Consider the following 14189-nt stretch of genomic DNA (forward strand, 5'->3'; position numbering starts at 1 on the left):
ATGGAGAATAAGCATGAAACCTCTGGAATCAGACGCTCTGCAAGCCCGCTATCGCCTGGCCTGCGAGCTGGCTAAGGCTGGTGCGGAATTAGCTTTCGAATACTATCAACAGCGCGACCGGCTGGCGGTGGATCATAAAGGCAATGATCTACAGGACGTGGTCAGCGTCGCCGATAAGCGGGTCGAAGAGTTTGTTAAGCAACGCATTATCAGCGCATTCCCGCAGGATGGTTTTCTTGGCGAGGAGAGCGGAACGCAGATGCCCGACGCCCGCGTGCTGTGGGTGGTCGATCCTATCGACGGCACCAGCTGCTTTCTTAACGGCCTGCATACCTGGTGTCTTTCGCTGGCTATCGTCGCCGACGGCGAACCGGTTATCGGCGTGGTGTATGACCCCAACCATCGCGAGCTGTTCCACGCCCTGAAAGGCCAGGGCGCGTGGCTCAATGACGCGCCTATCACGCCGCATCCGGCAACCACGGTCAAAGAGGGAGTCATGGGCGTCGGCACCTCACACCGCGTGACGCCTGCTCTCTTCCTGCCTTTCCTCGATGCGCTGCTCAGCGACGGCGGCATGTTTATCCGCAACGGCTCCGGGGCATTAATGAGCGCGTGGGCGGCAGCGGGACGCTTAATCGGCTACTACGAACCGCATATGAATCCGTGGGATGGCCTGCCGGGGCTGGTGCTGATGCGCGAAGCAGGCGGCCTCACCAATGACTATCTGGCAGCGGATGGCATTCGCAATGGCAACCCGCTGCTGCTGGCCAGTAAAACGCTCTACCCACAATTAAAAAACATGCTTTGCCACCCATTACCTTAACCCGTATGGGGTCAGGCTTTATCTGATTATGTACTCTACACAAAGACGATAATCCCTCACGGACGAACCACATCAATCAGTCAGGCCTCCGACCTTCGGAGATAACACAATGTCTGGAATTATTGCGTTTTTTCGGGCCTTACCGCCCAAAGCAGGCGTGCAATTTGATGAGAAACGTTTTCGTTTTGTGCGCTGGCAAACCTTTATTGCCATGACCCTGGCGTACGTCACGTTCTATGTTTGCCGACTGTCGTTTACCGTCGCCAAGAGCGCGCTGGTTGAGCTTGGCATAACCCCGACCGAGCTTGGCATGATCGGCTCAACGCTGTTTTTTAGCTACGCCATCGGCAAACTGGTGAACGGTTTTATCGCCGATCATGCCAACGTCGTGCGCTATATGAGCCTCGGGCTGCTGCTGAGCGCCGGGATGAACCTGATGATGGGAATGACCACCAATGCCATGCTGCTGGCCATCTTCTGGGGGATCAACGGCTGGGCGCAATCGATGGGCGTCGGCCCGTGCGCGGTGTCGCTGGCGCGCTGGTACGGCTGTAAAGAGAGGGGCACCTTTTACGCCATCTGGTCAACGGCGCATAACATCGGCGAAGCGATGACCTATATGGTGATCGCGGCGGTGATTGCCGGGTTCGGCTGGCAGATGGGCTATCTCTCAACCGCCGCGCTCGGTGTCGCCGGGATCGTGCTGTTGCTGTTGTTTATGCGAGATTCCCCGCAAAGCAGCGGCTTTCCGTCAATCAACGTGATTCGCGATGAACCGCTGGAGGAGACCGAAGCGCGCGGCTCGGTGTTTAAAAACCAGCTGCTGGCGCTGCGCAATCCGGCCTTGTGGACGCTGGCGCTGGCCTCGGCGTTTATGTATATCGACCGCTATGCGGTGAACTCGTGGGGGATCTTCTTCCTTGAGCAGGATAAAGGCTATTCCACCCTGGAGGCGTCAGGCATTGTCGGGGTCAACGCTATTGCCGGGATTGCCGGAACCATTATCGCCGGGATGCTCTCCGATCGCTTCTTCCCGCGTAACCGCAGCGTGATGGCCGGGTTTATCAGCCTGCTCAACACCGCAGGCTTCGCGCTAATGCTCTGGTCGCCGCACGGCTACTACAGCGATATTCTGGCGATGATTATTTTCGGCGCGACCATCGGCGCATTGACCTGCTTCCTCGGCGGATTAATTGCCGTCGATATCTCATCGCGCAAAGCCGCAGGCGCAGCGCTCGGCACCATCGGTATCGCCAGCTACGCGGGGGCCGGCCTCGGCGAGTTTCTGACCGGGATAATCATCGACAAAACGGCAATTATCGAAAACGGTAAAACGCTGTACGACTTCAGTGCGCTGTCGCTGTTTTGGGTGGGCACCGGCCTGATGTCCGCGCTATTCTGTTTTACCACCGCCGCGATTGTCGCAAGGCGACACGCGATAGAACGTCAGACTTCATTCTCTTCATAACTCTTTAACCCATAAGGAAGATCTTATGATGCCTGTACGACATCAGGTTTTGCTACGCCTGCTGCTTGCCTGCGCCCTGCCGCTGCTGGCGGCCCCGGGCCACGCTGCTGCGCAATATCAACTGGAAAAAGTGGTTGAACTCAGCCGCCATGGTATTCGCCCGCCAACGCCAGGCAACAGGGAGGCCATCGAGGCGGCAACCCAGCGCCCGTGGACTCAGTGGACCACTCACGACGGCGAATTGACCGGCCATGGCTATGCCGCGGTGGTGAATAAAGGGCGCGAAGAAGGCGCACACTATCGCCAGCTCGGCCTGCTGACGGCGGGCTGCCCGGCGAGCGGAGAGATTTACGTTCGCGCCAGCCCCTTGCAGCGCACGCGAGCCACCGCACAAGCGCTGGTTGATGGCGCATTTCCCGGCTGCGGCGTAGAGATTCATTACGTCAGCACCGACGCCGACCCGCTGTTTCAGACCGATAAGTTTGCCGCCACGCAAACCGACCCCGCTCGCCAGCTGGCGGAGGTGAAAGCGAAAGCCGGAGATCTGGCAAAACGTCGACAGGCGCTGGCTCCGGCGATTCAGCGACTGAAAAAGGCGGTCTGCGTTCCCGATAAGCCCTGCCCGGTGTTCGAGCTGCCGTGGCAGGTCGAACAGAGCAAAAGCGGAAAAACGTCGATTAGCGGGCTGAGCGTGATGGCAAATATGGTCGAGACGCTGCGCCTGGGCTGGAGCGAAAACCTGCCGCTCAGCCAGTTGGCGTGGGGCAACATCACCCGTGCCAGCCAGATAACCGCCCTGCTGCCGCTGCTCACGGAAAACTACGACCTGAGCAACGACGTTTTTTATACCGCGCAAAAACGCGGGTCGATTCTGCTCAACGCCATGCTTGAAGGAGTAAAAGAAGGCGCAACGCCGAACGTGCGCTGGCTGCTGCTGGTGGCCCACGATACCAATATCGCCATGGTGCGCACGCTGATGGATTTTAGCTGGCAGCTACCGGGATACAGCCGGGGTAATATCCCACCGGGCAGCAGCCTGGTGCTGGAACGCTGGCGCGATACCCACAGCGGTCAACGCTACCTGCGCGTCTACTTCCAGGCGCAGAGTCTGGACGATTTACGCCGTCTGCAAACGCCGGACAGCCAGCACCCGATGCTGCGCCAGGAGTGGCGTCAGTCGGGTTGCCAGACGACTGATGTCGGGACGCTGTGCCCTTATCAGGCAGCGCTGACGGCGCTGGGCCAGCATATCGACCGGCAGTCCGCTCCGGCTGTCGAGATGGTGCTGCCATGATTTAATTATCGTGCCCGCACGCTTGTCAGGTGGCGGCTGGCACGCGATTCATATATCAAACCGGGCATCACTCCCGTAGGCCCGGTAAGGCGCCAGCCGCCACCGGGCAATATCGATATGCGAAGCCGCGAAGGCCGCTTCGCGTTTTGATTCAGGCCTTTTCTGGCTTGAACGCCCCGGCTGCAACCTGCGCCGGGGTCACCACGCCAGTATCCAGCACCCAGCCGCTAATCAGAGCGGCGGGCGTCACGTCGAACGCCGGATTATAAACCGCCGCGTCTTTCGGCGCCCACTGCACCGCGCCAAAACTTCCAGCGACGCCGGTCACTTCCGCCGCCGCCCGCTGCTCAATCGGAATCGCCGCGCCGTTCGGGCAATGACGGTCAAGGGTGGTCCGCGGCGCAGCCACGTAAAACGGGATCTGGTGATACTTCGCCAGCACCGCCAGCGAATAGGTGCCGATTTTATTCGCTACGTCGCCGTTGGCGGCAATACGGTCAGCGCCGACCCAAACCGCATCGACCTGCCCCTGCGCCATCAGGCTGGCAGCCATCGAATCGGTAATCAGTCGATACGGCACGCCCAGCTCACCCAGCTCCCAGGCCGTGAGGCGTCCGCCCTGTAACAGAGGACGCGTTTCATCCACCCATACGTTCGCCACTTTCCCCTGCTCGTGCGCCAGCGCAATCACCCCCAGCGCGGTACCCACCCCTGCCGTCGCCAGACCGCCGGTATTACAGTGGGTTAACAGGCGGCTGCCCGGCGTGACCAGGGCGCTGCCAGCTTCGGCAATATGGGCGCAAAGCTGCTTATCTTCAGCGATCAGGCGCAGCGCTTCCGCTTCCAGCGCCTGGGGATAGTTCTCTTCCGCCAGCGCCAGCTTCATACGATCGAGATTATTCATCAGGTTTACCGCCGTCGGACGCGCCGCGCGCAGCGTCTCCAGCGCCTGATTCAGCTCATCACGGGTCAGACCGCGCTTCCCCAACAGCGCCAGCAGCAGGCTGGCGGAAAGGCCAATCAACGGCGCGCCGCGCACCCGTAGGGCGTGAATGTGGTCAACCAGCAGCGCCACGTTATCCGCCGCCAGCCAGCGTTTTTCCTGCGGTAGAGCCTGCTGGTCAAGAATAAAGAGCTGATTTTCGCTTACCCGCAGGCTGGTGGTCTGTAGTGTCTGCATTTAGTTAAATCCCTGTTGCGTTGTTGTATCACATTGTGTCAGGATGGAATCCAGAAGTATAGACGTCTGAACGGCTTAATCAGAATTTTGAGGATCAAGGCAATGTCGCAATACCATACTTTCACCGCCACCGATGCGGTGGCTTACGCACAACAATTTGGCGGTCTCGATAACCCGTCAGAACTGGTGTCCGCACAGGAAGTGGGCGACGGCAACCTCAATCTGGTATTTAAAATCTTTGATAACCAGGGCGTCAGCCGGGTTATCGTTAAGCAGGCCTTACCCTACGTGCGCTGCGTCGGGGAGTCCTGGCCGCTAACGCTCGACCGCGCCCGCCTTGAGGCGCAAACCCTGGTCGCTCACTATCAGCACTGCCCGCAGCACACGGTGCAAATTCTGCATTTTGATCCCGAGCTGGCGGTGATGGTGATGGAAGATCTCTCCGATCACCGTATCTGGCGTGGCGAACTGATTAACAACATTTACTACCCGCAGGCGGCCAGCCAGCTGGGGGAATACCTGGCCCAGGCGCTGTTTCACACCAGCGACTTTTATCTGCATCCGCATGAGAAAAAGGCCCAGGTGGCACAATTTATTAACCCAGAGATGTGCGAAATCACCGAGGACCTGTTCTTTAACGATCCGTATCAGGTTCACGAACGCAATAATTACCCCGCTGCGCTGGAAGCCGATGTCGCCGCCCTGCGCGACGATGCCCAGCTAAAGCTGGCGGTTGCCGCGCTGAAGCACCGCTTTTTCTCCCATGCTGAAGCGCTGCTGCACGGCGATATCCACAGCGGCTCGATATTCGTCGCCGAAGGCAGCTTTAAAGCTATCGACGCCGAGTTTGGCTATTTCGGGCCGATTGGTTTTGATATCGGCACCGCCATCGGCAACCTGCTGCTCAACTACTGCGGCCTGCCAGGGCATTTAGGTATTCGCGATGCCGCCGCCGCCCGCGAACAGCGTCTGAGCGATATTCAGCAGTTCTGGAATACCTTCGCCGAGCGTTTCCAGGCGCTGGCGGCGGAGAAAACCCGCGACGCTGCGCTGGCTTACCCCGGCTATGCCTCCACGTTCCTGAAGAAAGCGTGGGCTGATGCTATTGGCTTCTGCGGCACCGAGCTGATTCGCCGCAGCGTCGGACTATCGCACGTGGCGGATATCGACACTATTCAGGACGAAGCTATGCGCCATGAATGCCTGCGCCACGCTATCACGCTGGGTAAAGCGCTGATTGTGCTTGCCGATCGCATCGACAGCGTCGATGAGCTGATTGCGCGAATTCGTCAGTACGGTTAATGAGTATCAAGCGCCACCTCCGGGGATTTCCCCACTCCCCCGGAGGCGATGCTGCACATCAGTCCGGGCTACCAAACCCGCAAACCGGACAGGCGCAACGCGCCGCCTCCGGGAAATATTCCTACCCCAGATACTCAATCACCGACAGCCCACCGTTGTAATCGGTGCTGTAGATAATCCCCTGCGCATCAACAAACACATCGCAGGACTGAATCACCCGCGGGCGGCCCGGGCGGGTATCCATCATTTTTGCCGGAGCGGCAGGCACCAGCGCCCCGGTTTCCACCGGTCGATAAGGGTTAGATATATCGTAAGCGCGAACGCCCGCATTCTGGTAAGTGGCGAAAATCAGCGTTGAGCTGACAAAGCTGCCGGGACGATTCTCATGCAGGTTATGCGGGCCGAAATGCGCCCCTTTCGCCACATAGTCGGTCTCATCCGGCTGCGGGAAAGTCGAGATACTCACCGGGTTTGTCGGGTCGCGAATATCAAACAGCCAGATCAGCTTCTCGCCATCCTGCTGGTTATCCAGCACCGCTTCATCAAGCACCACCAGCAGATCGCGGTCCGGTAGCGGTAGAGCGGTGTGGGTACCGCCGCCAAACGGCGGGCTCCAGTTGCGATGGCTAATCAGCTTCGGCTGCGCGCGGTCTTTGACATCCAGCAGCGTCAGACCGCCGTCGCGCCAGCTACCGTAGGCGGTGTCCCCGGCGATAATCGCGTGATGCAGGGCATAGCGCTTACCTTCGGGCCACTGCGGAGTTTCCCCCGCCGCCTGATTCATTCCCGGCAGCCACCAGCGCCCGGCGACTTCAGGTTTACGCGGATCGGCCAGATCGATGGTCAGGAAAATATAATCGCTAAAACCGTCGATCAGCGCGGAAACGTAGGCCCAGCGTCCACCGACGTACCAGATCCGGTGAATACCGATCCCGTTGAGCGACAGGAAGCTGATTTCGCGCGGTTTATCCGGCGTCGAAATATCAAAAATTCGTAGCCCGGCGCTCCAGCCCTTATCCTGCACGTCGCTGACCGTCTCGCCCACCGAGCGGGTGTAGTAAACCTTTTCGTCGGCAAAACGGGTATCGGCAAACAGATCCCGGGCGTTGATCACCAGCAGCAGATCGTCATGGGCCTGCAAATGGACGTTCCAGGTACCGGGCGGCGCGGCAATGTAATTGACCGTTCGCGGATTTTTCGGATCGCGCACGTCAACCACCGAAAAGCCTTGCGACACCATATGGCCGATATAAGCAAAGCCGCCGTGCACCATCAACTGGACGCCATCCGGGCGTCCCCCCTGTTCGCTATGCCCAATCAGCCGCATATTGCGGCTGTATTCGGGGGTGGGTAATGCAGTCACGTTAGCTCCTGTTGCCGGGTGGCGCTGGTTTTCCCCCTCTCCCCGTGGGAGAGGGTCGGGGTGAGGGCACCAGACAACCACCGGACGCTATTATTTGTTTTTCGCTTCCAGAGTGGCGAACCACGGGGCGATAAAGTCTTCGGTCTGGCCCCAGCCCGGAATAATTTTACCCAGCGAGGCGACGTTCACCGCTCCCGGCTGCGCCGCCAGCAGCGCCTGCGGGATCGCCGCGGCTTTAAAGTCGTAGGTGGCCGGAGTCGCCTCACCAGCAATCTTATTGGCGATCAGACGCACGTTGGTCGCGCCGATAAGCTTCGGATCCACCGCCACGCTCACCTTCCACGGGCTGCCTGATTCGCGCATCAGTTGCAGATCCTGGTTAGAAATATCGATGCTGTAGAGCTTGATCTCGGTGCGGCCATTCTCTTTCAGCGCTTTATAAGCGCCCTGGCTGAAGGCATCCCAGGTGCCCCAGATAGCATCAATTTTGCCTTTCGGGTATTTGGCTAAGATCGCGCCGACTTTGTTGGCGGTATCGCCCTGCACGTCAGAAGAGACGGCGCCAATCGACTCCAGCTCCTTGATGCCGGGATTTTGCTTAAGCAATGTCTGGTAAGCGGCCTGACGGCGCTCCATCGGCGGGAAGCCTGCGACCCACAGCTTGACGATATTGGCTTTGCCGTTGAAGTCTTTCACCAGTTGGCCAAAGGAGAGTTCGGTCAGCGAGGCGTCATCCTGCTGGGTGACGGTCACGCCCGGAATTTCGCCGTTGACTGCGGTATCGAAGACCGAGACTTTAATCCCTGCATCCACGGCTTTTTTCACCAGCGCGGTGGCGTAAGGGTCGCGCCCCTGGGAAAGGATAATGCCGTCATATTTCTGGCTAATCGCCTGGTTAACGAAGTCCTGAAATTTGGCATCATCACCGTTGCTGAGGAAGGTGCTGATTTTAAAACCGAGCTTTTTACCTTCCTGAATCGCCCCGGAGACAAACTGGGTGGTGTTATCGTCAGAGCCCAAATTACGGATCACCGCGATGCGAATCGGGCCGCTATGTTCGGCAATCGCCGCCGGAACCGGCGTCGGGGTTTCAGCAAAGGCCACCGCAGAGTTGAACAACCCCAGCGCGATGAGTGAAAGCGTTATCTTTTTCATAGTGTTTACCCTGTAAAATTTTAAGTGCGGCGCTGAAAATAGGTCAGTGCCAGTGCGCCAGCCAGTACCAGCCCTTTAATAATGTCCATTGCGTAATACGGCACCGAGAGCATCACCAGGCCGTTGGAGAGCACGCCCAGAATCACCGCCCCCACCAGCGTACCGAGTGCGTTTGGTTTACCGGAACCGGCCAGCGAAAAGCCGATCCACGCCGCCGCGACCGCATCCATCAGATAGCCGCTACCGGCATTCACCTGCGATGAACCGATACGCGAAGCCAGAAGAATGCCGCCCAGCCCTGCCAGCAGAGAAGCAATGACGTAGGCCGCCACTTTGTAGCGAGTGATCCGCAGGCCAGACAGGCGCGCCGCTTCCGGGTTGCCGCCGATGGCGTACATCCGCCGTCCGTGAGTGGTAAAAGAGAGTGCCAGCTGGGCGATAACGGTCACCACCAGCATAATGATCACGATAGTCGGCACCTGCCCCAGTAAACCAAACGCTGCCGGAATCGCACCTTCCGCCATATCGCCGCTCGGCAGCACCATGTTTTCGGTGATTGATCCGCCGTAGCTGTAGGTCATCGCCACCCCCTGAATCACGAACAGGCTGGCGAGCGTCGCCAGCATGTCGGGAATACGCAGGATCACGATCAGAAAAGCATTAAACAGCCCAACTAAAGTACAGAGCGCCAGGGTGATAAGGATCGCCTCGGTAGTACCAAAGCCGTGCCAGACGAACAGCGAAATCACCAGCGCGTTGGCCAGCGAGGCGGTTGATCCCACCGACAAATCAAAACCGCCGATAGTCAGCGATATCGACACGCCGATGGCGATCACCGTCACGATGGCGATGGATCGCAGGATGTTGATGATGTTAAACGGGTCGAGGAAGTTGTCCGACGCGAGGCCAAAAACGGCGATCAGCAGAACAACGGTCAGCAACATGCCCCATTTGTAGAGAAAATCAAAAAATCGCTGACGGCCCAATACCGTCGCGTTAACTGTCAGGGCCTTACTCACGCTGCTGCTCCTCCGGTGGAGTAATAAAGAATGTTCTCTTCCCGGGCCTCTGCGCCCGGAATTTCCGCCACGATGCGCCCATCCCACAGCACACAAATGCGATCGCACAGGCCGACCAGCTCAGAGAATTCGCCTGAGGCGTAAATCACCCCTTTGCCTTCCCGCGCCAGGCCATCAATCAGATTGAATAGATCCGTTTTGGCTTTCACATCGACGCCTTTGGTCGGCTCATCAAAAATCAGCACGTTGGCGTTGCCACGCAGCCATTTACCAATCGCTACCTTTTGCTGATTGCCGCCGGAGAGGCGGCGCAGGGTCTGCGCCGGTCCGGAAGTGCGAATACCCACCCGCGCAATGACTTCTTCCGCCCAGCGCCAGGCCTGACGATGACCAAACAGGCTCCAGCGGGAAAAGCTGTTATCGGCGCTGACCGCCAGATTCATCGCCACCGGCTCCTCGATAAAAATCCCCTCTTTGCGCCGCTCTTCCGGCACCAGCGCCAGACCGCGTGCCACCGAATCCGCCGGATCGCGCGGTCGCCAGGGCTGGTTGTTCAGCTCTCCATGCGTCAGGCGGCTTTTGCTGGCACCAAACAGCGCCTTGCACAGTTCCGTTTTCCCGGCCCCAGCCAGCCCGGCAATACCGAGAATTTCCCCCTTGCGCAGGCGCAGGGAGATATCCTGCAGCAACCCTTCGTCGTGCAGCCCTTCAACCTGCAACAGCACCTCATCGCTGTGCGGCGGACGCTTCGGCGGAAAGATATCGCTCAGCTCATGGCCGAGCATCTTCTCGACGATCTGCTCACCGCTCAGTTCAGCCATCGGCCCGCTCTCAATCAGGCGACCGTCGCGCAGCACCGTTAGGGTGTCGCAAATCGCCTTCAGCTCATGAATACGATGCGAGATAAACACCACGCCAATCCCCTGCTGCTGCAGGCGGCGAACCACCGCAAACAGGCGTTCGCTTTCGTTCTGGTCCAGCGGCGCGGTGGGTTCGTCGAGGATAAGAAAACGGCAATGATGCGACAGGGCGCGGGCCAGCAGAATTTGCTGTTTTTCCGCCAGCGTGCAGCTATCGATTGAACGCCGCACGTCGAGGGTGACGTCCAACTGGGCCAGCGCTTCGCGCGCCAGTTGACGCAGTCGTCCCCAGCGAAAGGCGATCCCGGGTTCCGCCAGCCTGTCGAGCATAATGTTTTCGGCGATGCTCAGGCCCGGAACCAGCGCAACATCTACCTCCTGCTGCACCAGATGAATACCCAGCTGTTTGGCATCGCGCGGCGAGCGAATACTCACCGGCTGATTGTTGATCACCACTTCGCCTTCGTAATGCGCGTGCGTACCGCACAGCACCGCCATTAGCGTCGATTTACCCGCGCCGTTAGCCCCGGTGAGCGCATGCACCGAACCACCCTTCAGGGTGAATGCCACGTTGCTCAGCGCCCGGAAGCCAGAAAAGGCCAGGCTAATGTTTTGCATCTCAAGGCGATTGCCGGTCATCCCCTGTACCCTGTCGATTAATCTTCTGATTTAATGAATTTTTCATAGCCGCCCTTGACTGACAAATGCATAAAAGGCATAAGATAAAGCGAAATAATATTAGCCATCCGGATGTCCAGACATAACATCAGGTTAGCGAAACACAACAAGGACAGCATTTATGAGTCACAGCGATATCCGCGTGGTCCCCGGCCCCGCCAACTACTACTCCCATCCCGGCAGCCTGGCCCGACTGCATGATTTTTATAGCGAAGAGCAGCTTTCACGGGCGGTATGGGTTTACGGCGAGCGGGCTATCGCTGGCGCGCAGGATTTCCTGCCGGAAGCGTTTAACGCGCCTGGAGCCAAAAGAATCTTATTTAAAGGTCATTGCAGCGAAAGCGACGTCAGAGAACTGGCCCGCGAGTCTGGTGACGATCGGTCAGTGGTGATTGGCGTCGGCGGCGGCGCGTTGCTGGATACCGCTAAAGCGCTGGCCCGCCGCCTCGGCCTGCCGGTAGTGGCGATCCCCACCATCGCCGCCACCTGCGCAGCGTGGACGCCGCTGTCGGTGTGGTACAACGACGCCGGTCAGGCGCTGCAGTTTGAAATCTTCGACGACGCCAACTTCCTCGTGCTGGTGGAGCCGCAAATTATCCTCAACGCACCGGCGGAATATCTGCTGGCGGGTATCGGCGATACGCTGGCGAAGTGGTATGAAGCGGTGGTGCTGGCCCCGCAGCCGGAGACGCTGCCGCTCACCGTACGCCTCGGCATCAACGGCGCGCTGGCGATCCGCGATGTGCTGCTGGAAAGCAGCGAAACCGCGCTGGCCGACCAGCAGCGCGGCGAGCTGACTCAGGCTTTCCGCGATGTGGTAGACGCGGTTATCGCCGGCGGCGGTATGGTCGGCGGATTAGGCGAGCGCTACACTCGCGTCGCCGCCGCCCATGCGGTGCACAATGGCCTGACGGTGCTGCCGCAGACCGAGAAATATCTGCATGGAACCAAAGTCGCCTACGGCATTCTGGTACAGAGCGCCCTGCTTGGTCAGGACGATGTGCTGGCGCAGCTGGTGCAGGCGTATCAGCGCTTTAACCTGCCGACCACCCTGGCAGCGCTGGAGGTCGATATCAACAACCGCCAGGAGCTGGATAAAGTCATCGCTCATACCCTGCGCCCGGTGGAGTCCATCCATTTCCTGCCGGTTGAGCTGAACGCCGAAACCCTGCGCGCGGCGTTCGAAAAAGTCGAACGCTTCGCCGGTTAATTCCCCCGTTTAATTCGCCTCTGCCGCCCGGCGGAGGCGATTTCGAGTCGCCTCGCAAAGCCAATGTTTCTGTCTTCGTAAGATGATGACTCTGCGCTATCGTACCCTCATAAGAAATTCAGAATTTATCTAATAATCTTATTATTTTCTTATATTCAATCAAGGTGTACAGTGGAGGTACATAGCATGATCATCTGGTCAAAAGTTGCAAAAAAGGAACTGGCAAATATCGATTATCGCTATCAGGAGCGAATCAAAAGCAGGTTAGCAGATTTAGGCGACCGTTCAGCTCCACGGCCCGATGTCAGAAAATTGATTAAGCCAGAGAATCATTACCGCCTTCGGGTGGGGGATTATCGGATCATCTTCACTCGTCAGGGGCTGACGCTTAGAGACCTGTTTATCGTGTCCATAAAACGCAGAACCTCAACGACCTATTTGCACGAGGAGAATACGCCCTATGGCTGTTCAGATAATTAAGGATGATGAAGGGAAAGCGCAGTACGCCGTGATCCCCTACGACGAATACTTCCATATGTGCTTGCAGCTAGCCGAACTGGATGATGAAACGGCAGCGGATTTTGAAGATATTCCGGTAGAACACGATATCTATGATGACGTGATGCTGCCGGGTGACGTCTGCGACATCATGGATAAAGAGAAAGTCAGCCTGCAGGCCGCCTGGCGCATCCTGCGCGGTCTGTCGCAGCAGGAAGTCGCCGACAAGCTCGGCATTAGCCAGTCTGCAGTTTCCCAGCTGGAAGCTATCGACTCCCGCCCGCAAAAGCGCACTCGCGAAAAGCTGGCGGCAATTTACGGCTGCACGCAAGAGCAAATCAGCCTGTATCTGCCGAAAGAGGGTTAACTCCCGTACGAAGTAAGATTAACGGCTATGACCTGAGCCGTTAATCTTTACTTATGCCGAAGACGCTATTTCTTGTCAGAACTACAGCTTTGCACCCGCTCCGGGAAAATGGTCTGCAAAGTACTGGAGAGCTTTGTCCATTCGCTGCTCATCCGCTGCGCCTGTTCAGCGGTTAATACCGCCCCCTGCTTCTTAATCAAATCTGATTCTACTTTGGCGTAATGAATCAGAACGGAATCGACATTCTTATATTTATCGCTCGCCAGCATATTCTTCATGGCGTTGATATTGGCAGTACCATCGTCAACAAAAACAACGGACTGATATTGACGCTGCGTTTTATCGAGCAAGAAATCCAGAATCACGCCTTTATCCTGCCCGGATGACAGCATGATGCCGTTGCCATAAATATAAGAGCGTTTCAGTCTGCCCTCATAAAGAGGCGCATCGGTTGCATTAAGCGGCTTAAGTGGTGAAGCACTAAAATTGATACCGTTCTTTTTCAGCTCACGCTCAGTAGCATAGCGGGTATCAGGCGCGCGCGAGGTCAGCGCGAAAACGCTGTGCTTCTCTTGCCAGGATTTCATCTGCGCCGCTAACCCGGGGTCGGTCAACGTCATGGTGCCAATATTATAAAGCAGCGCAATGGAATCTTCGTATAAGCAAGAGACCTTCTGGTCAGCACTGGGTTTCAACGGTAGCTTGTTGGTTTGCCATTGATACCAGATATCGCCGCCCACTTCGAGTTGGCTAGTCAGGACCGTATTATCAATATCAAATACCAGTAAGACATTTTCTGGCTGATAACGTGCGTCCTTCTCTTTAATAATATTCCCAACGGTTTCATACGAATCTGATTCAACCGTTGTCACCTCCGCCAGAGAGAGAGGAACATAGCTTAATAAGGATAAAGCAATAGCGTACCGGTAGACTTTAATCATAACAGTCCCTTATTTAATTATATTAACTTTA

The 14189-nt window shown here is 57.5% G+C and carries 13 protein-coding genes; 7 read left to right on the forward strand and 6 right to left on the reverse strand.

Going from position 1 to position 14189, the window contains the following annotated elements; all coding sequences use genetic code 11:
• The first annotated feature begins 13 nt into the window (after nucleotides 1-13).
• From HV127_RS15130 to HV127_RS15140, 3 genes are all read left to right on the forward strand, one after another.
• The gene (locus tag HV127_RS15130; protein WP_182237000.1) at nucleotides 14-823 is read left to right on the forward strand and encodes an inositol monophosphatase; all 810 of its coding nucleotides are present in this window, start codon (nucleotides 14-16) and stop codon (nucleotides 821-823) included.
• 109 nt (nucleotides 824-932) lie between these two features.
• Complete coding sequence (locus tag HV127_RS15135) at nucleotides 933-2291, forward strand: MFS transporter (RefSeq protein WP_182237002.1); 1359 nt, start codon at nucleotides 933-935, stop codon at nucleotides 2289-2291.
• A 25-nt stretch (nucleotides 2292-2316) separates the two neighbouring features.
• Nucleotides 2317-3585 carry a histidine-type phosphatase gene (locus tag HV127_RS15140; protein ID WP_182237004.1) on the forward strand — a complete coding sequence of 423 codons (1269 nt, stop codon included), beginning with the start codon at nucleotides 2317-2319 and terminating at the stop codon, nucleotides 3583-3585.
• Between the two features lie 151 nt (nucleotides 3586-3736).
• Here HV127_RS15140 and mtnA read toward each other — a convergent pair whose 3' ends face one another.
• Nucleotides 3737-4765, reverse strand: coding sequence for an S-methyl-5-thioribose-1-phosphate isomerase (gene mtnA, locus HV127_RS15145; protein WP_182237007.1), 1029 nt, complete (start codon nucleotides 4763-4765; stop codon nucleotides 3737-3739).
• Between the two features lie 102 nt (nucleotides 4766-4867).
• Between mtnA and mtnK the strand changes: the two genes are divergently transcribed.
• Entirely contained in the window at nucleotides 4868-6067 is a 1200-nt protein-coding gene (mtnK, locus tag HV127_RS15150; RefSeq protein ID WP_182237009.1) for an S-methyl-5-thioribose kinase, read from the forward strand.
• A gap of 121 nt (nucleotides 6068-6188) precedes the next feature.
• Here mtnK and HV127_RS15155 read toward each other — a convergent pair whose 3' ends face one another.
• From HV127_RS15155 to HV127_RS15170, 4 genes are all read right to left on the reverse strand, one after another.
• Nucleotides 6189-7430: an LVIVD repeat-containing protein gene (locus tag HV127_RS15155; RefSeq protein ID WP_182237011.1), complete on the reverse strand. Its 1242-nt coding sequence runs from the start codon at nucleotides 7428-7430 to the stop codon at nucleotides 6189-6191.
• A gap of 90 nt (nucleotides 7431-7520) precedes the next feature.
• Nucleotides 7521-8585, reverse strand: a complete 1065-nt coding sequence (locus HV127_RS15160; RefSeq protein ID WP_182237012.1) for a sugar ABC transporter substrate-binding protein — start codon at nucleotides 8583-8585, stop codon at nucleotides 7521-7523.
• A 20-nt stretch (nucleotides 8586-8605) separates the two neighbouring features.
• The gene (locus HV127_RS15165; protein WP_182237014.1) at nucleotides 8606-9604 is read right to left on the reverse strand and encodes an ABC transporter permease; all 999 of its coding nucleotides are present in this window, start codon (nucleotides 9602-9604) and stop codon (nucleotides 8606-8608) included.
• Entirely contained in the window at nucleotides 9601-11103 is a 1503-nt protein-coding gene (locus HV127_RS15170) for a sugar ABC transporter ATP-binding protein (protein ID WP_182237016.1), read from the reverse strand. Before HV127_RS15170 ends, HV127_RS15165 begins: the two co-directional genes overlap by 4 nt.
• Nucleotides 11104-11263: 160 nt before the next feature.
• Between HV127_RS15170 and HV127_RS15175 the strand changes: the two genes are divergently transcribed.
• From HV127_RS15175 to HV127_RS15185, 3 genes are all read left to right on the forward strand, one after another.
• Nucleotides 11264-12352 (forward strand): oxidoreductase, encoded by a 1089-nt coding sequence (locus tag HV127_RS15175; RefSeq protein WP_182237018.1) that lies wholly within the window; start codon nucleotides 11264-11266, stop codon nucleotides 12350-12352.
• Nucleotides 12353-12538: 186 nt separating this feature from the next.
• Nucleotides 12539-12832 (forward strand): type II toxin-antitoxin system RelE/ParE family toxin, encoded by a 294-nt coding sequence (locus HV127_RS15180; RefSeq protein ID WP_182237020.1) that lies wholly within the window; start codon nucleotides 12539-12541, stop codon nucleotides 12830-12832.
• Nucleotides 12813-13217, forward strand: a complete 405-nt coding sequence (locus HV127_RS15185) for a helix-turn-helix transcriptional regulator (protein WP_182237022.1) — start codon at nucleotides 12813-12815, stop codon at nucleotides 13215-13217. The genes HV127_RS15180 and HV127_RS15185 overlap by 20 nt, the downstream gene beginning before the upstream one ends.
• A 65-nt stretch (nucleotides 13218-13282) precedes the next feature.
• Here the strand turns inward: HV127_RS15185 and HV127_RS15190 are convergent, their stop codons facing one another.
• A complete protein-coding gene (locus tag HV127_RS15190) occupies nucleotides 13283-14158 on the reverse strand; it encodes a DUF2608 domain-containing protein (RefSeq protein ID WP_182237024.1) in 876 nt (291 codons plus the stop codon).
• Nucleotides 14159-14189: the final 31 nt, after the last annotated feature.

Origin of the sequence: Klebsiella sp. RHBSTW-00215 (assembly GCF_014103785.1) — a bacterium.
Taxonomy (GTDB): Bacteria; Pseudomonadota; Gammaproteobacteria; order Enterobacterales; family Enterobacteriaceae; genus Klebsiella.

Coding starts and splice junctions, on each gene's coding strand:
- HV127_RS15130 (WP_182237000.1), top strand. CDS start 14: ATGAAACCTCTGGAATCAGACGCTCTGCAAGCCCGCTATCGCCTGGCC.
- HV127_RS15135 (WP_182237002.1), top strand. CDS start 933: ATGTCTGGAATTATTGCGTTTTTTCGGGCCTTACCGCCCAAAGCAGGC.
- HV127_RS15140 (WP_182237004.1), top strand. CDS start 2,317: ATGATGCCTGTACGACATCAGGTTTTGCTACGCCTGCTGCTTGCCTGC.
- mtnA (WP_182237007.1), bottom strand. CDS start 4,765: ATGCAGACACTACAGACCACCAGCCTGCGGGTAAGCGAAAATCAGCTC.
- mtnK (WP_182237009.1), top strand. CDS start 4,868: ATGTCGCAATACCATACTTTCACCGCCACCGATGCGGTGGCTTACGCA.
- HV127_RS15160 (WP_182237012.1), bottom strand. CDS start 8,585: ATGAAAAAGATAACGCTTTCACTCATCGCGCTGGGGTTGTTCAACTCT.
- HV127_RS15170 (WP_182237016.1), bottom strand. CDS start 11,103: ATGACCGGCAATCGCCTTGAGATGCAAAACATTAGCCTGGCCTTTTCT.
- HV127_RS15175 (WP_182237018.1), top strand. CDS start 11,264: ATGAGTCACAGCGATATCCGCGTGGTCCCCGGCCCCGCCAACTACTAC.
- HV127_RS15180 (WP_182237020.1), top strand. CDS start 12,539: ATGATCATCTGGTCAAAAGTTGCAAAAAAGGAACTGGCAAATATCGAT.
- HV127_RS15185 (WP_182237022.1), top strand. CDS start 12,813: ATGGCTGTTCAGATAATTAAGGATGATGAAGGGAAAGCGCAGTACGCC.
- HV127_RS15190 (WP_182237024.1), bottom strand. CDS start 14,158: ATGATTAAAGTCTACCGGTACGCTATTGCTTTATCCTTATTAAGCTAT.